We start from the raw sequence: 25950 nt of genomic DNA, 5'->3' as shown, positions 1-25950 counted from the left end.
GTTGTTCAGGTACGGGGGCCGCCATAGGTTGCCAGGCGGCTCAGCGCGCGCATGGCCGCGTGCTCTAGGCGGGAAAGGTCGTGGAGGATGGCGCCGGCCCGTACGAGGCACTGCGTATCGCCTGACGCACCGGCGCGGCTGATGAGTGCGGCGACTTCCGTCCATAGGGTGGCCGCCTCGGTGTACATCGCGTGGCCGGTGCGCAGGTGGTCGCTGTCGAGCAGTTGGGCGCATTCGGCGAGGAAGTCGCGGTAGAGGTTGCGGAACAGGGCGCCGCCGGTGCCGGCCTGCTCCATCAGGAGGGCGGCCTGGGGTAGGTCCCGCCGCGGGTTGTCGGTCCGCTCGAGCCATGTGCGTACCTGCTTGCCGGCCTTTTCGATGCCTCGGTGGCCGAGGTTGGCGATGGGCGGCTTGAGGAAGGCGTCGGCGCAGGCGGCGATGGCGGGAATGATGTGGCCCTGCGGGGAGGGCAGGTGCTTCGGGGCGGTGAGGGTGAAGGACCGGTGCTTGGCGGTCATCGGGCCGCGCGCGGCCCTGGCCCGGGCGAGGCTGGTCAGGCTGGTGGTCACCGTTCCGCCTTGCTGGTCGGTGTCCACCAGGTAGGCGCCGCGGTCGTCGTAGCCGTACATGGCGACGACATGACCGCCGAAGTGCACCTTCGATCCGAAGTAGTCCAGGTGGTAGCTGTCGAGCTGCAGTCCGACGGGGCGGCCGGCCTCGATGTGGGCCGCGACGTTCTCCCATGCCCGGCGAGGGGAGGTGGTCTCCTGGACCTGGAGGTCCAGCCCGAGTCCGGTGGCCAGGTTCCTGGTCAGCTCGAAGGGCTTGACCCGTCCCCCGAGGAAGGGGAAGCCCATGCTCTTGCTGTCCCAGTAGATGAAGGACAGGCCGGAGCCGAGGCCGAAGAGCATGGGTTCGGACAGATCGAGTCCCTGGTGCCGCAGCAGCACCCCGAGAGCCGACGTCTCGCAGTGCCGCGTACCACGGGCGTCAAGGTCAATCACTGTGGTCATGCCGTTTGCTTTCCTCGACGGGGATGATCAGCCGGGTCGTCCATTCCTCTTGCGGTGCCTCTGCCGGCCCGACGAGATAGACCTCACGTACCGGCGCTTGCGGACGCAGCCCGCGCTCGTGGACAGCGGCGAAGAGAGCGTTGTAGGCCAGGGGCAGCTGGGCATAGGACCCGAGGTGCACGGTCTCGGCGACGGGTCCGCCGGGCAACGTCTCGAACTCCAGGCCGGGCGTCCCCTCCCCCTGCGAGGTCTGCGCCCCGACGGCGATCTCCATCCGCTCCTCCAGATCCAGCGGATACAGCCCCCACAGCGGCGGCTCCCATGCGATTCCCCCCTTGCCGAGCACGGGCAACAGCCGGCCCACGCATGCCCCGAACGTCTCTCCGATCTCCTCGAAGGCACAGGCCGCCCGCACCACCGCCAGCCGCCGCTCCGGCTCTCTGCCCATCGTCACCTCATAGCCGGGAAGGCCGCCCTCCGCCAGCCGCTCCAGCATCTCCAGCCGTGCCTGATCCCTGCTGATCCGCTCGGCCAGCCGGTCCCGCTCGGCGCGCAGGATCTGTGCCCTGGATTCGGGCTCGGCGGCCAGCGCCTGGGCGATCACGGCCAGGGGGAGATCCATCTCGCGGAGCAGGGCAACGGTCAGGGCATCCCGTGCCTGCTCAGGCGCGTAATAGCGGTAGCCGGAGTTGGCGTCCACGCGGACCGGAGCCAAGAGCCCCGTCTCGTCGTAGTGCCGGAGCTGCTTGATGCTGAGGCGGCACAGGCGGGCGAACCGCCCGATGGTGAGGAGTTCTTCGTGCATGCCGTCATGGTGGACTCTCCGACGGTGGGAGAGTCCACCGCTGTGCCCATGGGCTCCATACCGCCTGCCTCTCCCTCCGCCGGGACGCCCCCGCTCAACGCCCGCCCCCCATGGGGCAGTCACAGCCCGTCGGTACGATCAGTGCACAGCGGGAATGCGTCCCACGGAGGTGCACGTCATGTCCGAGTCGAGCGTGTCCGGGTCCGGGGGTGGGGCCATGCCGGGCCGGAGTGATTCGCCTGCCGTCGCGTTGGGACCCACCGCCGTTGTTCTTGGTGTCCTCTCTGCTATCGGCGCATGGGTGCCTGCGCTCGTGCTGATCACCCTCCCGTGGGCGATCCTCGGCGGAGCGCTCGCCACTGTGCTCGGTGCCATGGGCATCCACCACGCCCGCCGCGGCGTCGGGCGGCTGTGGGCCGCCGTCACCGGCACGGCCCTGGGTGTCCTGGGGTTCGCCGGCCCGACCGCTCTCCTCTGGGGCTTTGGCGGCTAGTGCCGTGGCCGGGCGGGTGTGAGTGGGGCCAGCGCGGCGGGCCGCACCGCGGCGGCGGCGGTGGAGCCGAGGAGTAGGTCGGCCAGGTTGTGGGGCTGTGCCCGCTCGTCGGTGGGAGTCGCCGCTGTGATCCGGTCCAGGCGGAAGCCTCGGCCCGCGCGCCGGGTGCGGCACCAGGCGATGAGGTACCAGCGGCCTTCGGCGGTGAGCAGTCCGGCCGGTTCCACGACGCGGTCGCTTTCGTGTCCTGCCGCGTCGGTGTAGGACAGCCGCAGCGCCAGGTTGTGGGAGAGGGCCTGTTCCACCGCGGTGCGGACCTCGGAGTCGGTTCGCGTCGGCAGCGTAACGATGCGTGCGGCGAGTGTCCGGGCCGCCGTCGAGGCGGGGCCGGTCATCGAGGCCGCGACCTTCTGGGCTGCCGAACGGGCCGCACCGGCGTACGGGGTGGAGGCGTCGGCCGTGGCGAGCGCGGCGGTCAGTGCCGAGGCTTCATCGGTGGTGAAGTGGATCGGGGGCAGGGTCATCTCGGGGGCGATCGACCAGCCCCCGCCTCGTCCGGGTGTGGTGCGCACCGGGACACCCGTCCGCATCAGAGCCTGGAGGTCGCGCTGCACCGTGCGGGTGCTGATCTCGAATCGCGTGGCGAGCGCCGCGACCGTCAGCGGTCGCGGCGCGGCCGCGCGCAACTCTTCCACCAGCGCGTAGAGCCGGGCCGTGCGGTTCATGAGGCCGACGCTACCGTCACGCGGTGGCCAGGAAGTCCCGCTCGCGCCGCTGTTCCCGCTCGGTGACGGTCAGCGGGAAGAGGGTGAAGCCGTGCATCGCGCCGGCGACGACGCCGAGTTGCACGGGCGCGCCCGCCGCCTGCCAGCGCCCGGCCAGGAACAGGGAGTCGTCCAGCAGCGGATCCTCGGTGCCGACGACGATGCGGGCGGGCGGCAGACCGGCCAGGTTCGCGAACAGGGGTGAGAGCTCGGGGTCGCGGCGGCGCTCCACGTCCATCCCCGGGGTGAAGAGCTCGTAGATGCCGCGAAGCGAGTCGGTGTTGATCAGCAGCTGCCTGGGGCCGAATGACCGCTGGCTCGGTGTCATCGACAGGTCGTAGAGGCCGAAGAGCAGGTGGGCCGCCCGGAACGCGCCGGTGATGCCGTGCCGATCGCGAAGGCGTAGCAGCGTCACGACACTCAGGTGGGCACCGGCCGATTCACCACCGATCAGCAGCCGTTCGGTACCGAACTCGGTCGCGGCGTGCTCCACCAGCCACCGGGCGACCGCTTCGCAGTCGTCGGGCCCGGCGGGGAACGGGTGTTCCGGCGCCAGGCGGTACTCCACGCTCACCACGGCCAGCCGTGCCTGTACGGCAAGCCGCCAGAGCCGTTCATCCTGCCCGTCCGCGGAGCCGAATGCCCAGCCGCCTCCGTGGATGTGCAGGTACACGCCGTCGACGCGGTCCGGTACGAACGTCCGGAGCTTCACCCCGCCCTCGACGACGCGGCTTTGGGCGTGCGGCAGTCTCACCGGTGGGGTGTCGCCGCCGAGCCGGTTGCGCCGCAGGAGCGCCAACGTGTCCGCGCTCGGGGCTTGCCCGCGGGCCGGACGGCTCGCCGCGGCAGCCTCGAATTGCTCGTTGAAGGCCAGGGTCTCGGCGAGGCAGTCCTCATCTGTGATCGTCATGCGCAGACAGTCGCAGCCGTCCGCGACACCACCCTGTCACCCTTTCTTTGTGATCCGCGTCACGATCCTGGCGCGCTGCTCGCTACCACACCACGGGGACTTGCTCGAAGCTGTCCGTGAGGACTCCCTCGCGCCGTGCCAGTTCGGATGACGGGACCGCCAGGTCGAGACCGGGCAGGCGCTCCAGCAGGATTTCCAGGGCGACCTGGAGTTCGGTGCGGGCCAGGGCCTGGCCGATGCAGGAGTGGGCGCCGGCGCCGAAGGCGAGGTGGCGGTTGGGGGAACGGGTCAGGTCGAGTTCGTCCGGGTCGGAGAACATCCGCTCGTCGCGGTTGGCGGAGGCGACGACCGACAGGGTGGTGCTGCCCTTCGGGATCACCTCGCCGTCCAGTTCGATGTCGTCGGTGAGGTAACGCGGCATGCCCGGGCCCCGGTTGACGTCGAAGCGCAGCAGCTCCTCGACGGCCGGGCGGATCAGCGAGCGGTCGTCCAGCAGGCGCTGCCAGCGGGAACGGTCGTCGAGCAGGACCGGGACCAGCTTCCCGATCACGCTGGACGTCGTCTCGTGCCCGGCGTGCATCAGCCCCTGCATGATCTGGACGAAGACCGCCTCGGGCAGGCGGCGGTCGGCGGCGTCGGTGATCTCGATCAGCTTGCTGAGCAGGTCGTCACCCGGTTCGCGCCGCTTCCGGGCCAGATGCTCGGCCAGATAGGTCGCGAGGTCGTGGCGGGCGGTGCGGGTCTCCTGCTCGCCGTAGCGGTCCTGGCTGAACAGGGCGCCGGACCAGTACGAGAAGCGGTCCCAGTCCTGCTCCGGGACGCCCAGCAGGGCGCCGACGACCCGCACCGGAAACGGATACGCGAAACCCGCCCAGAGGTCCGCGGGCTTCGGGCCGGCCTCCATGGTGTCCACCAGGTCATGCGCGATGGCGACGATCCGGGGGCGGAGCGCGGCGACCCGCTTCGCGGTGAGCGTCTGGGCCACCAACCGCCGCCAGCGCTGGTGCCGTTCGCCCGTGCCGGTCCCGTCCGGGCCCGCCTCGCTCCGGTCCCTCGGGAAGCGCGGGTCGGACAGCATCGTGTGCACATCCGCGTAGCGCGTCAGCACCCGTACCGGCTCCCCGCTCGACCGCAGCGTCAGCTCCGGCACCGGGCACCCCTCCGCCCGCAGCGCCGCCCATTCCTTCGGGGGCTCCAGGGGGTGCTCCGATACGAACGGGAAATCGCCCAGGGGACAGCGCGCTTTCGGGCTGCCTGCCGCTTCCCGGCCGCCCTCCGCTTCCGTCTCGCCTGCCACTTCCGCTTCGGCCATAGAGCGCCTCCAGAGACGTACGACGTGCGGCGAACAGTTACTCACCCCTCAGGGGCGAAGTCAAAGCGGCTACCGGTCATGGCCGTTGGCTATGCCGCCCCCAGGACACCATCGCCTCGGCGGCGCGCGTACCGCTGGCCCTGACGGGGATCCTGCGAGAGACGAACCCGACGCCCGCGTTGGAGGGCCCGCCGCTGACCGAGGGCTTGGCCGGTCAGTTGCGGACGCTGGGCGAGCAGAAGGGCGTCGCACCCATCTGCGGCCGCGGCCGAACGGGGGCGAGGAGAGCTCGGGCGAGGACGACGCGGAGGGCTGAACGCCCCGGCGTGCCCCGGCCGGTGCGCCGCCAGTGCGACGCGCCGTGCTCTGCGCCCCTCGCGTCAGGCCGGGTGGGCGGATTGGGCGCGAGAGAGGGCCACGTCGAGGACGACCAGAAGGGCGTCGCGAACCGAGCGCGTCTCGCGGGCGTCGAAGACGATCAGGGGGACGTGCTCGGAGATGTCCAGGGCCCAGCGGACCTCGTCCAGATCGTGCTGGACCTCGCCGTCGAAGGCGTTGATGGCGACGGCGAAGGGGACGTCCTTGTGCTCGAAGTAGTCCACCGCCGCATAGCAGTCGTCCAGGCGGCGGGTGTCCACGATCACCAGACCGCCGAGGGCGCCCTCGACCACGTCGTCCCACATGAAACCGAAGCGGTCCTGGCCCGGCGTGCCGAACAGGTAGAGCTTCAGCTTCGGGTCGATCGTGATGACGCCGAAGTCCATGGCAACCGTGGTGGTGGTCTTGCCGGGGGTGTGGGTGAGGTCGTCCACGCCCGCCGCGACCTCCGTGATCAGCGCCTCCGTGGTCAGCGGCCGGATCTCGGAGATCGCCCCCACGGCCGTGGTCTTGCCGACCCCGAAGCCACCGGCGATGACCAGCTTGACCGGCAGTGGCGGTTCAACTGCTGTCGCGGAGTGAGCCCCGTGAGTCGGGGACGGCACGGAGACCATCGATAACCCTTCGCAGTACGGAGATGTCGTGGACGGTCCCGGCGTTCGGGACATGGACCGCCAGATGTCCTGCGGCGCGCAGGTCCTCCGCGAGGACCCGGACCACGTTGAGATGCAGCTGCAGCCGGGCGGCCAGCTCCGCCACCGACTGGGGGCGCCGGCAGGCGGCGACGATGTCGCGGCGTTCGAAGGTGAGCGACCGCAGGGCGGACAGCCCGTCCGGCGTCGTCACGATCTGGGTCTCGACGGGGAGCGGCGGCCCGGTGCCGCTCCCGGCCACCCGACCGGCGGTCAGCAGGAACGGCCGGATGGCGGAGGCGCGGCCTACGGGCTCGGTCGGCTCGACGGGGTCACTCGGCTCGACGGCCTCCGTCGGTTCGCCAGCTTCCGTCGGCTCCTCGGGCTCCGTCGGCTCCCGGGCGTCCCGTGCGCTGTCCTCCGCCTCGTGGGCTGCCGCCTCATGCGCTGCCGCGTCGTGCGGTACCGGTTCACCGGCGACCATCTGCCCCCTCCTCCGTGCGCCGCGCGATCCGTCAGCAGACGGACCCGGCGGTCTTCTTCAGCTCCATGACGAGCTGCGGGGTGAGCGCGGCCCCGGCCCGGTTGGCGAAGAGGGTCATCTCGTACGCGATGTTCCCCAGCTTCGCCTCCTTCGTGGTCACCACGCCCAGCACGGCACCGCACCCGATGGACGAGACCAGCACATGGCCGCCCTCCAGATCGATGATGACCTTGTTGAGGTCGCCGAGGCCGTAGTTGCCGGAAGCACCGGCGGCGAGGCTGGTGACACCGGAGACGATCGCGGCGAGCCGCTCGGAGTCCGCCTGTTCCCGCAGTTGGGAGACGGCGATCAGCAGGCCGTCGGAGGACACCGCGATGGCGTCGACGACACCGGCGGTCTCGGTGGCGAACCGGTCGAGCAGCCAGGTGAAGTCGGCCGCGGCGGCTCGCAGATCGGTGGTATCCCGCTCAGCGGAACCGCTCTTATCTGTCGGCGTGGTCACTTCCCGACTCCTTCCGGGGGCGCTGATGTGTCGATGGTGTGGCTTCGGCCTGGGCGGCGACGGCGCTGTCCTGCTCCGCCCTGCGTACGGCGGCCTCGAACTCGTCGAGTTCGGAACGGACCGCGTCGGCATCGGCGGGCCGGCGCGTGGCCGGGATCGCCCGGTCGGCCGGTGGGGTGGTCTTGTCGAGCGTCGCGCCCCGGACGCGGCGGCGCAGCGGGCGGGAGGCGGGGGTGGGGGCAACCGGGGTGGCGTTCGGCTCGTTCCCGGTGGACGGCTCGTTCCCGGTGGACGGCTCGTTCCCGGTGGACGGCTCGTTCCCGGTGGACGGCTCGTTCCCGGTGGACGGCTCGTTCGCCGCGTTCGGCTCATTCGCCGCCTTCGTTGTTTCCTGCGCGGTGGGAGTCTGCACCGCGTTCGTACGGGACGCCGCCGGGACGCGCCGTGGCAGACCGGACTCCGTCGCGGGCGCCGCCGGGCGGCGCCCGGGCGCGGTGGCTGCGGCCCGTACGGCCGGGGTCGGCGGGGTCTGGGCGGTGGGCGCGGCTTCGGGCTCCCGCCCGGCCCCCGCCGACGCCGAGGGCGCCCCCGGCCCCCGCGCCACCAGCAGCGCGGCCGGGACCCAGACGCTGCCCGTGACCCCGCCGCCCGGCGTACGGCTCAAGGTGACCCGGATGCCCCAGCGGCGGGCCAGGCTTCCGACCACGAAGAGGCCGAGCACCTTGGTCGGTACGAGGTCGAGCCGCTCGCGGCGCACCAGGCGGGCGTTCTCCTCGTCGAGGCGTTCCACGGCCATGCCGAGGCCGTGGTCGATGACCTCGATCAGCGCCCCGCCGTCCGCGCTGACGTCGGTGCCGGGCCGGACGACGACCTCGACGGGGGTGTCGGACGGGGAGAACGCGACCGCGTTCTCCAGCAGTTCGGCGAGCATCAGCGTGAGGTCGCCGGTGATGTCGGGTGCGACGGTGGCCTCGGTCTCGGACCGCAGGGACACCCGCTGGTACCCCTCGATCTGGCCGAGCGCCGCCCGGATCACATCGGCCAGGGTGGTCGGCCGGGCGTCCAGCTCGGTCTCCCGGATTCCGGCGAGCAGCATGAGGCTGTCGGCGTTGCGCTGGAGGCGTACGGCGATGTGGTCGATGCGGTAGAGCCGCTCCAGGATGTCGGGGGCGGTCTCCTGGCGTTCGACGGCGTCGATCAGGCTGAGCTGGCGGGTGGTGAGGTTGCTGACCCGGCGGCCGACGTTGCCGAACATCTCGCCGACATTGCGGCGGCTGAGCACCTGCCGCTCCAGCAGCGCCGCGGCGGTGACCTGCACCTGGTTGAACGCCTCGGCCAGATCGCCGATCTCGTCGCGCACCGGGACGGGGATCGGGCGCGGCCGCAGCGGGGTGCTGTCGGTCGCGTCGTCGTCCTCGTCCTCGACCTTGGCGAGTTCCTCGCCCGCCACCTCGACCACCTGGCGGGCGGCGCCGGTGAGGGCCGCGAGGGGGCGTACGACGGAGCGGCGGACCAGGAAGGAGAAGGTCAGCCAGGCGGCGAAGCCGAGGAGGGCGAGGGCGAGCAGCGCCAGCGCCTTGTGCAGGGCGTCCCGGGAGAGGCCGTCGGCGCGGTCGGCGATCTGGCCGATCAGCGAGCGGGCGATCTCGAGGCGGGCCTCGGCCTGCCGCGTGCCCGCGGCCATCTCGGTGCGCAACTGTCGCGGCGACTGGCCCTGCAAGCTGCTGGGGTCGATCTGGAGCTCCGCGAACCGGTCCTCGATGCCGTTCTCCTCGGAGTTCCGCTCGATGCCGTCGAGGCGCAGGACCTGGTCGGGGCCGGCGATTCTGGAGAAACGTTCCGACTGCTCCTCGTAGACCCGGTGGGCGCCGACCGCGCGGGTGTACTCGGTGAGCCCGTTGGCGTCCCGGGTCTGGGCGGAGAACACTCCGCCCTCGAAGGCCGCGTGGGCGGCGTCGGCGCGCAACACGGCGTCGACCAGCTCGATGGCGGACGACGAGGAGCTGTCGGAGAAGTGGTCGAGTCCGGTGCCGTCGATGAGATAGCCGACGGCGGCGGCGTACGCGGGGTCGATACCGGCGGCGGGCACCGAGCCCCGTTCGACCTTGTCCCGCAGCACGCTCAGGCGCTGGACGTAGTCGAGGGCCCGCGCCTCGCCCTTCGGCAGCTCCGATCCGAACGCGGACCGCACGGCGGCGGCCTGCTCCTCGGTGGCCCGCTGCGCCCGGCGGTAGTCGGCGGTCGAGGGGAGGGTGGCGCCGGAGCGGAGCGACTCCTGCTGGACGGAGAGCAGAATCGCCTCGCGGTGCTCGGCCTGTACCTCGTTGATCAGCCGGGCGACCTGGCCGGTGTCGCGCACCCGCTCGGCGATCCGGTCGGCGTCGCGGGCCTGCCGCGCCTGGCTGTACACACCGAGGCCGAGGAGCACGCCGACGACCGCCAGGGGCACGATCACCAGGACGTTGAGCTTCCGCCGGAACGGCCAGCGGTCCAGGAGCGCACCGGGGACTTCGGTCCTGCGACGGGACCGCGGACGCTGTGGCGCGTGCCCGGACGGCTTCTGTTCGGGTGGCGGGTCCGCCGTGTCCACAGACACCCAGGTCCTCCTTCGATGTGCTCCTGAGCGTGACCGAGGTGTTGTTGCCGCCATGGCCGACACCGGGGAGCGGGACGTCGGCGACGGCGTTTTCTGCCGGAATGCGAGCGACGGGATCGCGCCACATGCCTGACCGGGCGTGAACACTACCGCCTGCGCGCACCCGCGCAAGGCATGCCCTCTCAAGAACTCCGGAAATTCCATGAATTGCTGAGTTCAAATCACCCCCGCATCGCTCCGCACCCGGCCGGAGACCCCACCGGAGTCCCTAAGGTGTCCGCTCGGTGCCCATGGGGTGGCGGCCGAGAGCGCCGCGAGACCTGGCTTGTTCACGACTGTGCACGATGGTGGCCGCAGGTGCCGAAGGGGGCTGCCCCGCGCGGCGCCGCCACCCGTAACCTGTCTCCTCCCAGCCCTGGCCAGTCCCCCGGCCCGTACTCTCCGTACCCTCCGTGCCCTGCGAGGAGATCCGTGCACCCCACCCGCAAGGCGGCCCTGTCGGCCATCGCGCTGCTGGCCGTGGCCACCGCCGGCTGCGAGCCCGGCGCCGCCTCCACCTCATCCCACCCCAGCTCCGCCGAACCCGGCTGCCCGACCGCCCTCGCCAGAGCCAGACAAGCCGTCAAGAAGGCGGAGGCCGTCGACGCCCCCTGGAAGGGCCCCACCACCGGGCCCAAGGCGGCCGGGCACGGCAAGAGCGTCGTCTTCATCGCCCATGACCTCTCCAACCCCGGTCCCGCCGGAGTCGCCCAGGGCGTCCAGGAAGCCGCCACGCTCCTGCGGTGGAGCGCCCGAACCCTCAACGGGCAGGGCACGCCCGCCGGTTACCGGTCCGCCTTCAAGAAGGCTCTGGCCCTGAAGCCGGACGGCATCGCCATCGCCGGTTTCGACCCCGGCAGCATCGCCGACGAGATCAAGCAGGCCACGGCGGCGGGCATTCCGGTGGTCGGCTGGCACGCCGCCCCGGCCCCCGGCCCCGACGGAAGCCCCGAACTCTTCAGCAATGTGACCACCCGGGTCGAGGACGTCGCGAAGATCAGCGCCGACTGGATCATCGCCCACTCGGGCGGCCGCGCGGGGGTGGTGCTCTTCACCGACGCCACGGTCCCCTTCGCCAAGCACAAGTCGGACCTGATCAAGAAGGAGCTGGCCACCTGCTCCGACGTCAAGCTGCTGAGCTACCGGAACATGCCGATACCGGAGGTCAACAAGCGCGCCATCGGGGAAGTCCGCTCGCTGCTCGCCCGCTACGGGGACAAGTGGACCTACTCGGCCGCCATCAACGACCTGTACTTCCGCCACACCGCCGCCGCTCTGCGGGCCGCGGGCAAGGACGGGGCGGACGCCCCGTTCAACATCGGTGCGGGGGACGGCGATCCATCGGCCTTCCAGCGCGTCAACGGCGAGCGGTTCCAGGCCGCCACGGTGCCCGAGCCCCTCACCGAACAGGGCTGGCAGATCGTCGACGAGTTCAACCGCGCCTTCGCGGGCAAGCCGGCCAGCGGATACGTCCCCCAGGTGCACATCACCACGGCCGCCAACAGCGGCGGGGCGCTGTCCTGGGACTCCGAGGGCTATCGGCAGGTCTACCGCAAGATCTGGGGCAAGTAGGCGGCGCGGCCGGGCGGGAAGCGCGACGGCAGGGCCCCGAGCCGCTCGGGAAGCCCTGCCGTCAGATGGACCTGGTCCCGGTGGACCTGACCGTGGTGAAGCTAGTCCTGGTGAACCTCGTTGCGCCCCGGGCCGCCGGAGAGGGTGTCAGTGCCCCGGCCGCCCCACAGCACGTCGTTGCCGCTGTTGCCGTAGATCGTGTCGTTGCCGTCCTCGCCGTACAGCGTGTCGTCGTCCTGGTCGCCGTAGATGGCGTCGGCGCCCTTGCCGCCGCGCAGGATGTCCTTGCCGGTGCCGCCGCGCAGGATGTTGTCCTCGGCGCCGCCGGTGATGGTGTCGTCGCCGGCGTCACCGTGGCATTCCTGCACGCAGTTGGTGATGGTGTCGTCGCCGTCGCCGCCGTAGGCGCCGAAGCCCATGACACCGCCGCCGCCGTCGATCTGGTCGTCGCCGTCCTCGCCGTAGAACATCGGCGCCGCGTTGCCCTTGAGGACGTCGTCGCCGGCGCCACCGTGAATTCCGGCGTAGGCCGAACTGTCGGCGTCGAGCTTGATGGTGTCGTCGCCGTCACCGAGGTCGACGTCGTAGTTATCCGAGTCGTCGGAGTTCTGCGGGATGAGCACCGCGCACTGGGCGACGGTGTGATCGCCCGCGGTCGGGTAGGTGCACTCGTCCCAGTCCGCCGCTTCCGCGTCGATGGTGATATCACCGTTGTCGCGGAAGGTGAGGACGTAGTATTCCTCGAATTCCCCACGGCTGACGATCTGCTCGGAGACCGACAGGTTGTTCTTCTGTCCCGCGGCGGCCTTGTACCAGAGCTCACCGTCCTCGTGGACGAGGGAGCCCGAGGTCGTCGCGGCCGCCTGGGCGGCGGGCGCCGCGAGAGCGGCTCCCCCCAGGGCGAGGGCGAGGGTGGCCGCAGCGGCCATGGTCCGGTACATGCGCATAGGGGTGTGGCCCTTCGTGCTATCAGTGCCGATCAAACCGGCGGAGAAAGCGCCGATACGATCACCGGGCGCCGGTCATCGGCGATTTGGTGTTTCCGATCGCCCAGGTAGACCGAGATTGACGGCAAGCGGTTGCACCGGGAATCCCCTAGTTTCCCGCAGGCGCAGGTCATCCCCTTTTTCCAAGGTAGTTGCGCGATGAAAAGTTCCATCGCGGCAACCGCCTATTGTGAGCCGCTTAACTCTTTGTTCACCGAGTGGCCGTTGAGCCGGCCGAAGGCGGACCGGTGAGGTGGGCCCGGGCGTACTTACGGAAGGCCGTCACAAGGCGGCTGTTGTCGTCGGCGCGGGTGGCCAGCACCACGTGACTCGGCTCGACCCCGTGCAGCGGGACGGTGGCGAGATCGGGGCGGAGGCCCTGGCCGTAGGCGCCGGGTGCGATGGTCACGGCCTGGCCGGAGGCGATGAGTTCGAGCTTGTCCTCCACGCCCTCGGCGAGCGGGCCGTCGGGTGCGCGGCTGCCGTCGGGGCGGGGGTCGATGCGCCAGAAGGCGTTCCAGACCGGGTCGGCCCCCCGGATCAGGGGTTCATCGGCGATGTCGGCGACGGTGACCGACTCCTTCCCGGCCAACGGGTGGTCGAAGGGCACCACCAGCACCCGGGGCTCGTCGTAGAGGACCGTCACCTGCAGATCACCGGTCGGGAACGGCAGCCGGGTCACCGCCGCGTCCACCCGGTGGTCGAGCAGGGCGGCCCGTGCGTCGTTCCAGGTCAGATGCAGAGTGCGGACGTCGGCGTCCGGGTTCCGGTGGCGCAGCTCGCGCACCGCCGGGGTGACGATGACGTTCATGATGTAGCCGATGGTGATCCGGCTCGGCTCGGCGACGGCCCGGGTGTGGGCCGCGGCCTGGGCGGCGGATCGCAGCAGCGCCTTGGCGCGGGACAGGAAGACCTCGCCGGCCTCGGTGAGCTTGCTGCCCTGCGGGGTGCGGTCGATCAGCCTGGCCCCCAGCTGTCGTTCGAGCTGACGGATCTGCCGGCTCAGGGACGGCTGGGTGATGTGGAGGGCCTCGGCGGCGCGGCGGAAGTGCCGGTATTCGGCGACGACGGTGAAATACCGCACCAGCCGAAGATCGAGATCCACCGGAGGCGGCGTGTCTGCCATGCCCTCACGCTAGCCGCACCGACCCGCCGGACGCTACTGCGCAATCCCCCTGAGCTGGGGTGATGCCTGAGTCGTATCTCCGCATGCGGAACAGGCCTTGGACGCGGGTCCAGGGCCGTTCCTAGCGTGGCGTACGCATCCGCAGCAGTTCCCCCCTTTTTCCTGTACCTGCGAGGAGAGACATATGTCCGCACCCGTAGCGCTGATCACCGGTGGCACCAGTGGAATCGGCAAGGCCACCGCCGAATCGCTTCATCGTCGCGGATATCAGGTGGTCGTCACCGGGCAGAATCCCGACACCATCGCCGCGGCCGAGAAAGAATTCCCCGAAGGCGTGGTCGTGGTGCGCGCCGACGCCCGCTCACTGGCCGAGACCGACCGCGTCGTCGAGGAAATCCGTGAGCGCTTCGGCGGACTCGATGTCGTATTTCTCAATGCCGCCATCGTCCGCATGCTACCGATCGAAGCCGACGTATTCGACGAGACCGCCTACGACGACCTTTTCAGCGTCAACGTCAAAGGCCAGTTCTTCACCCTCCAAAAGGCTCTCCCGCTGCTCCGTGACGGAGGTTCCATCATCTTCAACGTAGGAATCGGCGCCACCAGGGGAATTCCCGGCGGGGCAGCTGTCAGCACCGCCACCAAGGGAGCCCTGCTTTCCATGGTGCCGTCACTCGCCCTTGAACTCGCTCCCCGACGCATTCGCGTCAACGCCGTCAGCCCCGGCCCGATCGACACCGGAATCTGGGCCAAACAAGGGATGCCGGCCGAAATGCTGGAGGAGGCCGCCGAGGCCACGGTCTCCCAGGTCCCCCTCGGGAGGTTCGGGACGAGCGAAGAGGTCGCCGAAGTCGTGGCGTTCCTGGCCTCGGACGCGGCCGGCTTCGTCACGGGGGAGAACCTCGTCGTGGGTGGGGGTGTGGGGATCAGGTCGTAGGCGATGCGCCGTCCTGGGGACGCGCCGCACGGGCCCGGTCGCTCAGGGACGAGCCCGGCGTTCGCGGCCGAGCCAGGTCGTTCACGACCGAGCGGGTCAGAAGCGGTACGGCGTCGCGTACTCCGGCAGCAGGACGCGGGAGCCGGGGCTGGCCTCGCGGATCCGGGCGATGAAACCGTCCAGGTCGATCGTGGGATCGCGGTGGGCGCCCTCGTCCAGGGGGAGTTCGAAGTTGTCCCAGTGCACGGGGACCACGGTGGCGGGGTGGCCGAGCGCCTTCAGCAGGCGGGGGGTGTAGCGGTGAGTGGCGGGGGTGCTGGGGGTGGCGATCATGGCCACGTCGGGGCGCAGACCGGCGGCGTCCCGTTCGCTGAAGTCGCTCGCTCCCATGAGGAAGGCCGAGAGCCCATCGGGCAGCGTCAGGTGGAAGGCGAGGGTGTCGCCTTCCGGGAGGTCGGAGACGGTCTGGGGGCGGGGCGGAGGGCCGGTGAGGGTGCCGGGGGCGAAGTAGCCGTAGGAGTCGTTACGGCTGTGGCGGCTGGAGACCGCCTCGACCACCAGGCCGTCGAAGTCCAGCACCTCACCGCCCCTGACCACGGCGATCCGGGCCTTGTCGACGCCGAGGGCCCGGAGCAGGTGGTACGTGGTCTCGGTGCCGACGATCCGCGCCTTTGGGGCGGCCGCGGCGATATAGGGGACGTCGTTGAGGTGGTCCCAGTGGCTGTGGCTGACCAGGATCAGCTCGGGGCTTCCCCTATGGCGGTCGATCGTCGTGGCGTCCGTGGTCAGCGGCGTCTTCGGATTGAAGCTCTTCTTGAAGAGCCCGGTTTCGAAGCGGCTCAGATAGGGATCGAAGAGGATCGTGCGCCCGCCGCCGATGTCGATGCGCCAGCCGCTCGTACCGAGCCATTGGAAGGTCGCGTTCGAAGTCTTCGCGTCGGAGGGCCTGGGGGCGCTCGGTGCCGTCCCCGTGGCCGCCCGGGCGGCCGTGGGAAGGACGGCGGGTACGGCCGCGCCGGCCGCCGCTCCCCGGATCAGCAGACGGCGGTTGAAGCGCGATGCTCTGTTGGCGGTCATGGGCACAGCAGAGCAGCTCCCCCGGGCCACCGTCCAAGATCGTCGCGGCACCACAGCCATATCCGGTTCCGTATCAGGCCAGGTCAGCGGCGTCTGAGCGCGTCCACCGCCAGCCGCGCCGCCCGCCCGATCGCCGCGTCCACCGCCGTACGTGCCGCCGCGGCCGAGGCCGTACGGGCGAACACGGCGACCGCGTACCGGCCGCCGTCCGGGTAGCGGACGACGCCCGCCTCGATATGCAGGCTCGGCAGCGTGCCCGTCTTCGCCGCGACCAGCACGTCATCGGGGAAGCCGGAGGCCAGCCGCTGACGGAAGACCTGCCGGGACATCAACTCCCGTACCAGCGCGCATGCCGCCGGGGAACCTGCCCGGTCCCGCCAGATCAGGCCCAGCAGGGTGGTGATGTCGCGGGGTGTGCTGGAGGTGGTGTGCCGGGGGTCCAGGACGCGGAAGCGGCGCAGCCGCTCGAAGGTCAGCGTCGGATAGACGGCGGCGAACTCCGCCTCGTCCGTCGCGCCCGCGTCCTCGAACATCGACTCCAGCAGTTCCCGGGGCCCGCCGACGATCCGCGTGCGGCCCAGGCCGAGTTCGGCCGCCAGCAGCCGCACCGTATCGAGGCCGATCCGGCGCATCAGCGCGTCCGCCGCGGAGTTGTCGCTCACCGACAGGGCGAAGTACGCCAGGTCGCGCAGGGACATCTCGACGTCGTCGGCGCAGCCCGCGGTGCCCCAGCCGCCGAGGCGGTCGGGGGCGGTGATGACGACCCGTTCGCGGGGGTCGAGCTGTCCGGCGCCGGCCTGCCGGGCGAACTCCAGCACCAGCAGGATCTTGAACACGGACGCGATGACGACCTGGTCGTCCACGCCGAGGCCGAGTTCGCGCCCGGGTGCGTCGATGTCCACCGCGTGCAGCCGGCCCTCGGCGTCCGCCGCCGCGAACACCTCCGCGATCCGCTTCTCGGCCAGCGCCGTGTCCACCGGCACCGGGGCCCCTGTTTCCCCCTTGTCCAACGCTCCCCCTCACCCCTCCGGCGTCGCATAGGGTCGGCCGGTGGATCTCATACGCCACCTGCGCCTGTTCATTGTCGTCGCGGAGGAGCTGCACTTCAGCCGCGCCGCCGATCTCCTCGGCATGGCACAGCCGCCGCTGAGCCAGTCCATCCGGCGGCTGGAGCGGGAGTTGGGGCTGGAGCTGTTCGACCGCTCGGCCCGCCAGGTGCGGCTCACCGCCGCCGGTGCGCTGCTGCTGGAGGAGGCGCGCGAACTGCTCGGCCGCGAGGAGCGGCTGCGTACGGTCATGGCGCGGGTCCGCGACGGGGAGCTGGGCACGCTGCGGGCGGGCGTACCGTCGCAGACGCCCGCCCGGACGCTGCACGCCCTGCTGTCGGCGTGCGCGGAGGAGTTCCCGGGGTTGCGGATCGACCTTCAGGAGGTCGACACGGCCGAGCAGGTGCGGCTGCTCGCCGCCGCCCGGCTCGACGTGGGGCTGGTGCACCACCCCGTGGCGGACGCCGACGATCTCGTGGTGGGACCGTCCGCCGGGGTCGAGTTGGGGGTCGTCCTGCCCCGTTCCTCTCCGTTGGCCCGCCTTTCCGAGGTGGCGCTGGCGGACCTTACCGGCCATGAGCTGTTTCTCTTTCCCCGGGCCGCGGCGCCGGGGTGGTACGACCGGATTCTCGATATCTGCCGGGAGGGCGGTTTCACCCCGCCCGCGGTCCGTCATGCCCGTAATCCGGAATTCCTGCTGGGGCTGGTGGCATCGGGACGCGGGGTGGCGTTCGACGACGGGCGGGTGGCGGGCAAGGAGCCGCGGGCCGCCTGGCGCCCGCTGGCCGGCCGGCCGCTGATGCTGTGGATGTCCGCCGTGTGGCCTGCGCATTCGGGCCATCCAGCGGCAGCTCCGTTCGCCCGGATCGCCGCGGAGGTCATCGCGCGGGAAGACCCGCCCAACCGGCTGCTCACGCCTTTGGAGGAGACCGGCCGACCCCGGCCGTGGTCGGTGGTCTTCGAGCCCGGCGCCGGTCCGGCGACACCGTGAGAATCCCTCGCAGGAAAGCGCCGCGAGAAAGCGCACCAAGAAACTGATCCGGATTACAGTTCACCTTTCCTGGAGAACATTTCCGGAACCCATGGAGTTGTACGGATCCGCCTGTCAAGATCTTCCCTCATGCCTTCCCCGTTCACTCAGGAATATCAGGGATTCTCGTGCGGAAAATAAATGCGGCCGCCACCGTGGCCGTCACGGTGCTGGCTCTGGCGCTGACCGGCTGCGGCAACGACGACAAGGGCGCCCGGTCGTCCGGCACTTCCGACAAGGCCGCGGCCACCCAGAAGGGCGACGGCTCGGAACGCGGCACCGCGTCCGCCACCCCCACCGGTGCGAGCCCCAGCCCGAGCCGTACGAAGCCCGCCGGGAAGAGCCCCAGCACGAGCCCGAGCAGCCCCCGGACCACCCGCACCGCCGACAGCGTCACCCCGGCGCCCCGCCGCACGGCCCCGAAGACGCAGGCCCCCGCGCCGACCCGCGCGGGCGCCCCGGCGAGCGTGCAGGGCACGTGGTACTCCCAGGTGCGCGATCCGAACGGCAAGCCCCTCGTCATGACCGTGACCGGCGGCTCCCTGACCGTGGGGTACCAGGGCAAGTCCTGCCCCGGGACGATCAGCGCGAACATGGCCGTCTCCATGACCTGCCAGGGCGAGACCATCTCCGGCGGCACCGCGGTGGTCAGCGGTGACGGCCAGAGCCTGACCATCAACTGGCCGCAGGGCAACCCCGACCGGTACGTCCGCCCCTAGGGTCTGTCGTCGGACAGCCGGGTTCAACTCCCGGTGTCTCAGGCGCCCGCCGCCCCGACTCCGCCGCCCCGCGCCTCCGCACGCCGCCGCTGCTCCTCGATCCGGTGCAGCACCGAGTCCAGATGCGTCTCGGAGGCGGCCCGGGCCGCCTCCGGGTCGCGCGCCTCGATCGCCCGCAGGATGGCCTGGTGCTCCTCGATCGTGGCGCGCCGGCGGGCGGCGGACAGCGAGTTCTCGCGCCGCCCCGGCTCACCGATCTCGTAGACCCGGTCCAGCAGCCGCAGCAGCAGCGGGTTGCGGGTGTACTGGGCGATGGCGCGGTGGAAGGTGCGGTCCAGGTCGGTGAACTCCCGCCGCGTGGGCTCCCGTCGCATCGCGTCCAGCAGGGCGTGCAGCTGAACGATGTCGGCGGGGGTGGCACGCCGGGCGGCCCGCGCGGTCACCGAGGGCTCGATACACGCGCGCACCTCCATGACCTGCAGCAGCTCCGCCGTGGCGTCGAGCCCCGAGGCGAGGATGTCGCCGTGCGGGGTGGCCCCCGGGTCGAGTACGACGGTGCCGGAGCCGGGGCGCCGGGCGACCAGTCCACGGGAGGCGAGGGCGCGCAGCGCCTCGCGGACCGAGCCCCGGGAGACGCCGAGGCTCTCCGCCAGCTCCCGCTCCGGGGGGACGCGGGAACCGGGCGGCAGCTGATCAGGAGGCTGCCTCTTGACTTCCTCCCCCTCCTAAAAGGAGGGGGATTCCTACGGCTCGCGCCGCAGGGGTTTCTGCTTCGTCACCGACTGCCCGCCCGGAGTACTCCGTTGAGGTCTTACACCAGCTCCACAGACAGACGCCGTCAGTCCGACGGCCAGGATGTTCTTCGCCGCGTTCACGTCCCGGTCGTGGGTCGCCCCGCAGTCGCACGTCCAGGTCCGGCCTGAAGACCGGGGTTTCCACGAAGGAGAGACCCGATGACCGCCGCCGTCACGTCCGTGGAGGCGCCGCGGGACGACGCCGTGCTCGACATCAGCGGCCTCGTCCGCCACTTCACCGGCCCGGCCGGCACCGTCAAGGCGGTCGACGGGGTCAGCCTCAGCATCGGCCGGGGCGAGATCGTCGGCCTGGTCGGGGAGTCCGGCAGCGGCAAGTCCACAGTGGGGCGGTGCGCCGTACGGCTGGACCGGCCGACCGCGGGCAGCGTGACGATCAACGGCCGCGAGGTGACCCGGCTCTCGAAGCGGGCGCTGCGTCCACTGCGCAAGGACTTCCATCTGGTCTTCCAGGACCCGTCCTCCTCGCTCGACCCCCGGATGACCGTGGGCGCCATCGTCGCCCAGCCGCTGCGACTGCACCGCCTGGCCTCCGGCGACGCCCTGCGCGACCGGGTCGCCGCGCTGCTGGCCCAGGTGGGGCTGCGGCCCGAACTGGCGCGGCGGCGGCCCCATGAGCTCTCCGGCGGGCAGCGGCAGCGGGTCTCGATCGCCCGCGCGCTGTCGGTCGACCCACAGCTGCTGGTGGCCGACGAGCCGACGTCGGCGCTGGACGTCTCCGCCCAGGCGTCCGTGCTCAATCTGCTGGCGGATCTGCAGCGGGAGCGGCGCTTCGGCTGTCTGTTCATCACCCATGACCTGGCCGCCGTCGAGTACCTCGCCGACCGGATCGCGGTGATGTATCTGGGGCAGTTGGTGGAACAGGCCCCGGCCGCCGAGCTGTTCGCCGGCCCCAAGCATCCGTACACCCAGGCGCTGCTGTCCGCGGCGCCGGTGCCGGACCCGGCCGCGCAGCGGTCGCGCGCCCGGATCGTGCTCAGCGGGGAGCTGCCCAGCCCGCTGGATCCGCCCCCGGGCTGCCGCTTCCACACCCGCTGTCCGCTCGCCGTCGACCGCTGCCGCACCGAGCCGCCCGCGCTGCGCGGACTTGCGGGCGGCGGGGGTCGGCAGGTCTCCTGCCATCTGGTGGCGGACGACGGAACCGCGCCGGACGCCTCGGCACCATGACCATGCCCATGCCCCATAAGGACACCTCCGCCCCATGAGAACGCTCCGGCTCCCTGAGGACGCCTCGGCCCTCTGAGCCACCCCGGCCCCCTGAGGACACCTCAGCCGCCTCAGCCCCCTGAGCCCCGCCCGCGCACCTGCCCCCGTACGAGATCAGGAGCTCGCCGCATGTTCACCACCCGGCCCACCCTGCAGGGCACCCATGGCATGGTGTCCTCCACCCACTGGCTGGCCTCGCAGTCCGCCATGGCCGTCCTGGAGGACGGCGGCAACGCCTTCGACGCGGCCGTGGCCGCCGGGTTCGTCCTCCATGTGGTCGAGCCGCATCTGAACGGGCCCGCCGGTGAGGTGCCGATCATCCTCGCCCCGGCAGGCGGCGAACCCACCGTGCTGTGCGGCCAGGGCCCGGCCCCCGCCGGGGCCACCATCGACCACTACACGGCGCTCGGCCTCGACCTCGTCCCGGGCACCGGCCCGCTCGCGGCGGCGGTGCCCGGGGCGTTCGACGCCTGGATGGTGCTGCTGCGCGACCACGGGACGAAGCGGCTCGCCGAGGTGCTGCGGTACGCGATCGGCTACGCCGAGCACGGCCACCCCGCGGTCGAGCGGATCGGGGAGACGGTCGAGGCGGTGCGGGAGCTGTTCGAGACCGAGTGGACGACCTCGGCCGAGCTGTATCTGCCGGGCGGGGAGTCCCCCGCCGCCGGGCGGCTGCTCACCAACCCCGCGCTGGCCGCCACCTGGCGGCGGCTGATCGCCGAGGCGGAGGCGGCCGCGGCGGGGCGCGAGGCACAGATCGAGGCGGCCCGCCGGGTCTGGCGCGAGGGCTTCATCGCGAAGGAGCTGGCGGACGCGGCGGCCCGGCCCGCGATGGACTCGTCCGGGCAGCGCCACGCGGGGACGCTCACCGGGGACGACCTGGCCGCCTTCGAGGCCACATACGAGGCGCCGGTCAGCCACTCCTGGAACGGCTGGACCGTATGCAAGGCCGGGCCCTGGAGCCAGGGGCCGGTGCTGCTGCAGCAGCTCGCCCTGCTGCCGGACGGGCTGAGCGCGGACGACCTGGGCACGCCCGACTTCCTGCACACCCTGATCGAGGGCGGCAAGCTGGCCATGGCCGACCGGGAGGCGTGGTACGGGGACGCCGCCGACGTGCCGCTGGCGGAGCTGCTCTCCCGCCCGTACAACGACGAGCGGCGGAAGCTGATCGGTGAGGCGGCCTCGTACGAGCTGCGTCCCGGGCGCCCCGGGGGCCGTACGCCGCGGCTGAGCAGGCAGGCGCTGGCCGCCGTGGCCCGCGCGGCCTCCGGGGCGCCCGGACCGGCCGCCGGGCCCGGCGGCGGGGAGCCGACGGTCGGCGGTCCGGACCTGGGACCGGCCCTCGGCGGAGGACCGGCGGTCGGGGGACCGGCTCCGGGCGAACGGGCCGACGGCGAACCGGCCGTCGGGCCGGACGGGGTGACGCGGGGCGACACCTGCCATCTCGACGTCGTGGACCGCTGGGGCAACATGGTCGCGGCCACGCCCAGCGGCGGCTGGCTGCAGTCCAACCCCGTCATTCCCGCGCTCGGCTTCCCGCTCGGCACCCGGCTCCAGATGACCTGGCTGGACCCCGGACTGCCCAGCTCCCTCACCCCCGGCCGCCGCCCCCGCACCACGCTCACCCCCTCGCTCGCACTGCGCGGCGACACCCCCGTCATGGCCTTCGGGACGCCGGGCGGCGATCAGCAGGACCAGTGGAGCACGCACTTCTTCCTCGCGGTCGCGCTGCGGGCGCCGGTGCGCTCCGGCCTGGATCTGCAGGGCGCCATCGACGCCCCCAACTGGCACCAGGAGTCCTTCCCCAGCTCCTTCCACCCACGGGCGATGACGGCGGGACGGGTCGTCGTGGAGTCCCGGATCGACGGGCCCGCCGTCGCGGAGCTGCGCCGCCGCGCCCACGACGTGGTGGTCGGCGAGCCCTGGTCGGAGGGACGGCTGTGCGCGGTCGCCCGCGACCCCGAGACGGGCGTCCTGCTGGCCGCCGCCAATCCGCGGGGCGCGCAGGGGTACGCGGTGGGGCGCTGACGCCGGCGGCGGGCTGCTCCCCTCCCCGCCCCTTCCCGCAGCATCGATATGCGGCTCCGCCGCGTGGGGGGCTCCGCCCCAGCCCCCGGCCGCGTCGCCCCCAGGGGCGTGGGAAAGACCCGCCGGGTGGCGTGCGCGCCAAGCAGGTCGGAGGAAGTCCGCTACGGTTCGGGCAGCGCCCCGAAGGGGCGCGGGGCGGTGCCGATGTGCGGCTCCGCCGCGGCTGTGTCGATGTGCGGCTCCGCCGCGTGGGACCAGCCACGACGGCGCCGCAGTCGGCCGACGACGCATCGCGGCACTTCCATCGGAGCGCTCAGCGGGCGTACCCGCTGGGGTCCGCGGACCGGAGCTTCTCGGCTCGCTTCAGCGGGTCGTAGCCGGGGTCGACGCCCTCGACCAGGACCACGACGCCCTCGATGTGGTCCGTGCGCAGCGGCAGGATGTCCTGATACGCGGGCGAGGCGTACCAAGCGCGGGCGTCCGTCATCCCGCCCGGGAACTCGATCAGCACCACACTGCCCGGCCACTCCCCCTCGACCACCTCCAGCTCGCCGCCGTGGATGCGGAAGCGGCCGTGGAAGGGGTCGAGGGTGGCCTGGATCCGCTCCAGGTACTCGATGACGTCGGGGTGCGGACTGCGGCCGTGCAGATGCGCGAGCGCGTAGGCGGCGGGCATGGCTCCTCCAAGTGCTCCGGCATGTGCTCCGGGCTGATCGGCGGTCGGGTCCGGTCCGGTGTCTGCGGCGGACACGGATCAGCCTGCCGCGCCACGCCCGGGGCGTCGATTACCCCTGAGGTCATGGCGGGGGCGCCGGATGCGGTGGCCGACCGGGCCCCGGGCCTCAGTCGAGGATGCCCAGGTCCTCCCGCATGATCCGGCGCATCGTCGCCAGCCGGGGCTCGGCCTCCTTCAACTCCAGCAGCGCGCCCGCCGCCGTCTCGCCGTCGCGCTGCAGGCCCCGGTCGATCCGTTTGGCCTGCGCGTCGATCCCGGCGAGCACCGTGTTGAGCGCGCGGGACGCCTCCAGGACCCGCTCGGGGACGATCATCTGCGCCTCGGCGTAACGGTCGCGGTAGTCGCGGCGGGCCTCCTCCAGCCGGACGCGGTCCTCGTCCGTGTACACGCCGTCGCGGATCCGGTGCAGCGCGTCCTTGAGGAGTGTGTGGAACTGCCGGGAGGCGCGGTTCATTGCGGTGTAGGCGGTCCGGCGCTCCTCGAAGCGGCGCCGCCGGTCCTCCGTACGCGCGTCCTCCTCTCGTTGACGTGCCGTCATGCGCTGCTGGAGAAGGGGCGCGAAGAGGGTGCCGAGGATGCCGACAACGGCGGTGATCATGGCGGCTATGACAGTGGACACCGGCCGAGCCTAGCCGCGCCCCTTCCCCTGGCCGCCGCCGATTCCGCAGACCGGTCCGAGCCCCTTCGGGAACCCAGGCGATCGGAACTAATGTGCTGTTTCATGCCCGCCTCGCCCTCCGACGTGCGCGCCGATCGCGCCGACCGCGCCGACCGCGCCGACAATGTTCTCGCCCTCGCCCGGCTGGCCTCCAGGCGCGGGGCGGTACGGGACATGCTCGGCTGGCTGACCCGGCGCACCGGGGGCCCGGCCGTGCTGGTCGGGGACACCGGCCGGGTGCTGGCCGGGCCGGGTGGGGAACACGACCCGGCGGTGGCGCGGCCGGCCGCCGACGCGGCCGTCGAGCTGCACCGGCGCGGGGCGCCGTCCGCCGTGCTGGGCGGGGGCGAGGGGCCCCCGGTGCATCTGATCGCGCTCGACACCGACCCGAGCACATATCTGGCCGTCATCGGGCCGGACGATCCGCACTGCGGAATGCTGCTCGCCGACGCCGCGCGCACCCTCGCCCTGTGCTGGCGGCTGGAGCAGGCCGAACGGGCGCGGCGGCGGATCGAGTCGGCCGAGGAGCACAGCCGGGAGGCGGTGCTGCATCTGCTGATGGTGGGCAGCGTGCCCGCCGCGCAGCGGATCGCCGGGGCGCTGCGGCCCGCGCTGCCCGCGGTGGTCCAGATGTATGTGATCGAGTGCCCGCACCCCCGGCGGCGCGAGATCGCCCGGCGGATCGACCGCGAGGCAGGCGGCGCGGCGTGGATCGTGCCGTGCCCGGTACGCCCGAACCACCTCCTCGCGCTCGTACCGCCGGAGACGACGGGCCCGGCCGCCGAGGTGAGCGACGGCCCTCACCCCCCACTCCCCGCATCGCTGGACCTGCTGATCGTCCGCCTGGTGCCCGAGTGCCGGGTCGGGGTGAGCGCGGCGGTCGCGCTGCGGGATACGCCGACCGCCTATGAGCAGGCCATCCACGCGCTTGCGGTGGCCCGTAACGCGCCCGAGCGCCGCGCCGGTTTCGGCGGCGACGTGGATGTGACCGTACTGGCGGGCCCGGAGGGGTATCTGTGGGCGAGTGAACTCCTGGCGCCCTGCCTGCGCTACGCCCCGGCCCGCCGCGCCGACCCCGGCCCGCAGGAGCTGCTGGGCACGCTCGGGTCCTGGCTCAGCTTCGGTGGAGCGGCCAGCCGTCATCTGAAGATCCATCGCAATACGCTCGCCGCGCGGCTGCGCCATCTCGATGAGCTGCTGGGCGTGGAGGTCAGCCGCAGCCTGGCCGCGCAGTCGGCAGCCTGGCTCGCCCTGCGGCTGCACACCGCGCCCCAGGCCGCGGCGGCCCGCGCCCAGGCCCCGCCGGGGCCCACCGCCACGCTGGACACGGTGCTGGGCACACCCGCCGCCGGGACCTGGGCCCGGGCCCAGCTACGCCCCCTGGAACAGGCCAGGCCCACGGCCGGTCTGGAGACCGTACGCACCTGGCTGCGCGCCGACGCCCGCCTCCCCGCGGCGGCCGCCGCCCTCGGCATCTCGCTACCGGGCGCGCGCAAGCGCCTGACCAGGGCAGAGGACGTGCTGGGCCGGTCCCTGCTGACCGCGCCGAGCGCGAAGTACGAACTGTGGCTGGCGATGCGGGCACTGGGCTCGCTCTGAGGAGCCGGGGCACCGCGATTCGCCTCAACGCACTCCCGGTTCGCGGCCGTACTCACCGTTGACCAGAGCACTCACCGTTCGAACGGGAACCACCGCACACCCTCACTGTGCACATCGTTCCTCGCCCCCGCAGCCGCGCCCGCCTAATGTCCTGAACTGGCCCAGCCCGCCGGGCCTCACGATCCGGGGCGGCCGCCGCGCGACGACGGGGGTGTCGCGCGCGGCCCGCCCCTGTCCCGCCCGGCCCGGGCGGTCAGCCGATGATTTCGATCTCGCAGCGCGCCATGGTGCAACGGCTCAGTCTGGCGGCGCCGGTAATCAGCGGAGCCTGGTACACCTCCGCCGCCGCGACGTACGCAGCGTCGTAGCCCGAGACCTGGCTCCGCGGCTCCCCCATGCGTATGAGGAGCGGCTGGATACCGATCGCCTCGATCGACGCCCCGGCCGGCGCGGCCACGGCGTCGTCGACGCGAGCTTAAGTGATCGAGCC

General features: G+C 72.1%; 26 protein-coding genes and 2 pseudogenes. 8 read left to right on the top strand and 20 right to left on the bottom strand.

The features are described 5' to 3' along the window. Window positions 1–5: 5 nt before the first annotated feature. Both AS97_RS28380 and AS97_RS28375 read right to left on the bottom strand, forming a co-directional pair. Window positions 6–1013 carry a BtrH N-terminal domain-containing protein gene (locus AS97_RS28380; RefSeq protein WP_210565885.1) on the bottom strand — a complete coding sequence of 336 codons (1008 nt, stop codon included), beginning with the start codon at window positions 1011–1013 and terminating at the stop codon, window positions 6–8. Next, a complete protein-coding gene (locus AS97_RS28375; protein ID WP_210565884.1) occupies window positions 997–1818 on the bottom strand; it encodes a MerR family transcriptional regulator in 822 nt (273 codons plus the stop codon). Before AS97_RS28375 ends, AS97_RS28380 begins: the two co-directional genes overlap by 17 nt. A gap of 301 nt (window positions 1819–2119) precedes the next feature. Here AS97_RS28375 and AS97_RS47710 point away from each other — a divergent pair, with 301 nt between their 5' ends. Next, a complete protein-coding gene (locus AS97_RS47710; protein WP_236669697.1) occupies window positions 2120–2311 on the top strand; it encodes a hypothetical protein in 192 nt (63 codons plus the stop codon). Here the strand turns inward: AS97_RS47710 and AS97_RS28365 are convergent. The 7 genes from AS97_RS28365 to AS97_RS28335 all read right to left on the bottom strand — a co-directional run bounded on the left by AS97_RS28365 (window position 2308) and on the right by AS97_RS28335 (window position 9889). Next, window positions 2308–3036: a WYL domain-containing protein gene (locus AS97_RS28365; protein WP_059147864.1), complete on the bottom strand. Its 729-nt coding sequence runs from the start codon at window positions 3034–3036 to the stop codon at window positions 2308–2310. The two genes, AS97_RS47710 and AS97_RS28365, sit on opposite strands and share 4 nt — an antisense overlap. A gap of 16 nt (window positions 3037–3052) precedes the next feature. After that, window positions 3053–3985, bottom strand: coding sequence for an alpha/beta hydrolase (locus AS97_RS28360; RefSeq protein WP_086707107.1), 933 nt, complete (start codon window positions 3983–3985; stop codon window positions 3053–3055). Between the two features lie 82 nt (window positions 3986–4067). Next, window positions 4068–5297, bottom strand: coding sequence for a cytochrome P450 (locus AS97_RS28355; protein ID WP_197049240.1), 1230 nt, complete (start codon window positions 5295–5297; stop codon window positions 4068–4070). Window positions 5298–5677: 380 nt separating this feature from the next. After that, on the bottom strand, window positions 5678–6289 hold the full coding sequence (locus AS97_RS28350; RefSeq protein WP_059147862.1) for an ATP/GTP-binding protein: 612 nt from the start codon (window positions 6287–6289) through the stop codon (window positions 5678–5680). After that, a complete protein-coding gene (locus AS97_RS28345) occupies window positions 6237–6599 on the bottom strand; it encodes a DUF742 domain-containing protein (RefSeq protein ID WP_059147891.1) in 363 nt (120 codons plus the stop codon). The genes AS97_RS28350 and AS97_RS28345 overlap by 53 nt, the downstream gene beginning before the upstream one ends. A gap of 223 nt (window positions 6600–6822) precedes the next feature. Beyond that, entirely contained in the window at window positions 6823–7293 is a 471-nt protein-coding gene (locus AS97_RS28340; RefSeq protein WP_210565882.1) for a roadblock/LC7 domain-containing protein, read from the bottom strand. Then, on the bottom strand, window positions 7274–9889 hold the full coding sequence (locus AS97_RS28335; RefSeq protein ID WP_247204518.1) for an ATP-binding protein: 2616 nt from the start codon (window positions 9887–9889) through the stop codon (window positions 7274–7276). The genes AS97_RS28340 and AS97_RS28335 overlap by 20 nt, the downstream gene beginning before the upstream one ends. Before the next feature lie 471 nt (window positions 9890–10360). Between AS97_RS28335 and AS97_RS28330 the strand changes: the two genes are divergently transcribed. Next, on the top strand, window positions 10361–11500 hold the full coding sequence (locus AS97_RS28330) for a substrate-binding domain-containing protein (protein WP_210565881.1): 1140 nt from the start codon (window positions 10361–10363) through the stop codon (window positions 11498–11500). A 101-nt stretch (window positions 11501–11601) separates the two neighbouring features. On the opposite strand, the gene AS97_RS28325 is transcribed toward AS97_RS28330, so the two are convergent. Beyond that, a complete protein-coding gene (locus AS97_RS28325) occupies window positions 11602–12429 on the bottom strand; it encodes a calcium-binding protein (protein ID WP_349017606.1) in 828 nt (275 codons plus the stop codon). Window positions 12430–12697: 268 nt separating this feature from the next. Next, window positions 12698–13612: a LysR family transcriptional regulator gene (locus AS97_RS28320; protein ID WP_125761409.1), complete on the bottom strand. Its 915-nt coding sequence runs from the start codon at window positions 13610–13612 to the stop codon at window positions 12698–12700. A gap of 184 nt (window positions 13613–13796) precedes the next feature. Here AS97_RS28320 and AS97_RS28315 point away from each other — a divergent pair, with 184 nt between their 5' ends. Continuing rightward, window positions 13797–14549 (top strand): SDR family oxidoreductase, encoded by a 753-nt coding sequence (locus tag AS97_RS28315; RefSeq protein WP_086710881.1) that lies wholly within the window; start codon window positions 13797–13799, stop codon window positions 14547–14549. Window positions 14550–14645: 96 nt separating this feature from the next. Here AS97_RS28315 and AS97_RS28310 read toward each other — a convergent pair whose 3' ends face one another. Beyond that, on the bottom strand, window positions 14646–15626 hold the full coding sequence (locus AS97_RS28310; RefSeq protein WP_210565879.1) for an MBL fold metallo-hydrolase: 981 nt from the start codon (window positions 15624–15626) through the stop codon (window positions 14646–14648). Between the two features lie 83 nt (window positions 15627–15709). After that, window positions 15710–16591: a serine hydrolase gene (locus AS97_RS28305; protein ID WP_210567295.1), complete on the bottom strand. Its 882-nt coding sequence runs from the start codon at window positions 16589–16591 to the stop codon at window positions 15710–15712. Between the two features lie 85 nt (window positions 16592–16676). Between AS97_RS28305 and AS97_RS28300 the strand changes: the two genes are divergently transcribed. Both AS97_RS28300 and AS97_RS28295 read left to right on the top strand, forming a co-directional pair. Next, a complete protein-coding gene (locus AS97_RS28300) occupies window positions 16677–17663 on the top strand; it encodes a LysR family transcriptional regulator (protein ID WP_107119248.1) in 987 nt (328 codons plus the stop codon). A gap of 167 nt (window positions 17664–17830) precedes the next feature. Then, the gene (locus tag AS97_RS28295; protein WP_125761512.1) at window positions 17831–18421 is read left to right on the top strand and encodes a hypothetical protein; all 591 of its coding nucleotides are present in this window, start codon (window positions 17831–17833) and stop codon (window positions 18419–18421) included. A 38-nt stretch (window positions 18422–18459) separates the two neighbouring features. Here AS97_RS28295 and AS97_RS28290 read toward each other — a convergent pair whose 3' ends face one another. From AS97_RS28290 to AS97_RS49065, 3 genes and pseudogenes are all read right to left on the bottom strand, one after another. Then, window positions 18460–18894, bottom strand: coding sequence for an FCD domain-containing protein (locus AS97_RS28290; protein ID WP_247204517.1), 435 nt, complete (start codon window positions 18892–18894; stop codon window positions 18460–18462). Between the two features lie 87 nt (window positions 18895–18981). After that, window positions 18982–19110 (bottom strand): annotated as a pseudogene (locus AS97_RS48670) (winged helix-turn-helix domain-containing protein); the annotation flags it as partial. 54 nt (window positions 19111–19164) lie between these two features. Beyond that, a pseudogene (locus AS97_RS49065) lies at window positions 19165–19344 on the bottom strand (zinc ribbon domain-containing protein); the annotation flags it as partial. A gap of 30 nt (window positions 19345–19374) precedes the next feature. Here AS97_RS49065 and AS97_RS28280 point away from each other — a divergent pair. Both AS97_RS28280 and AS97_RS28275 read left to right on the top strand, forming a co-directional pair. Then, window positions 19375–20400, top strand: coding sequence for an ABC transporter ATP-binding protein (locus AS97_RS28280; RefSeq protein ID WP_210565878.1), 1026 nt, complete (start codon window positions 19375–19377; stop codon window positions 20398–20400). Between the two features lie 168 nt (window positions 20401–20568). Continuing rightward, a complete protein-coding gene (locus tag AS97_RS28275; protein WP_210565877.1) occupies window positions 20569–22467 on the top strand; it encodes a gamma-glutamyltransferase in 1899 nt (632 codons plus the stop codon). A 161-nt stretch (window positions 22468–22628) separates the two neighbouring features. Here AS97_RS28275 and AS97_RS28270 read toward each other — a convergent pair whose 3' ends face one another. From AS97_RS28270 to AS97_RS28260, 3 genes are all read right to left on the bottom strand, one after another. Continuing rightward, window positions 22629–22772: a hypothetical protein gene (locus AS97_RS28270; RefSeq protein WP_210565876.1), complete on the bottom strand. Its 144-nt coding sequence runs from the start codon at window positions 22770–22772 to the stop codon at window positions 22629–22631. Window positions 22773–22780: 8 nt separating this feature from the next. Beyond that, window positions 22781–23143, bottom strand: a complete 363-nt coding sequence (locus tag AS97_RS28265; RefSeq protein WP_210565875.1) for a DUF1330 domain-containing protein — start codon at window positions 23141–23143, stop codon at window positions 22781–22783. Between the two features lie 166 nt (window positions 23144–23309). Beyond that, entirely contained in the window at window positions 23310–23822 is a 513-nt protein-coding gene (locus AS97_RS28260) for a hypothetical protein (RefSeq protein ID WP_086705800.1), read from the bottom strand. A 102-nt stretch (window positions 23823–23924) separates the two neighbouring features. Here AS97_RS28260 and AS97_RS28255 point away from each other — a divergent pair, with 102 nt between their 5' ends. After that, complete coding sequence (locus AS97_RS28255) at window positions 23925–25460, top strand: helix-turn-helix domain-containing protein (protein ID WP_210565874.1); 1536 nt, start codon at window positions 23925–23927, stop codon at window positions 25458–25460. A 253-nt stretch (window positions 25461–25713) separates the two neighbouring features. On the opposite strand, the gene AS97_RS28250 is transcribed toward AS97_RS28255, so the two are convergent. Continuing rightward, window positions 25714–25917, bottom strand: a complete 204-nt coding sequence (locus tag AS97_RS28250; RefSeq protein WP_210565873.1) for a hypothetical protein — start codon at window positions 25915–25917, stop codon at window positions 25714–25716. Window positions 25918–25950: the final 33 nt, after the last annotated feature.

Source organism: Streptomyces sp. AgN23, from assembly GCF_001598115.1.
Classification (GTDB): domain Bacteria; phylum Actinomycetota; class Actinomycetes; order Streptomycetales; family Streptomycetaceae; genus Streptomyces; species Streptomyces antimycoticus.
This window is presented reverse-complemented; position numbering and strand designations above follow the sequence as displayed.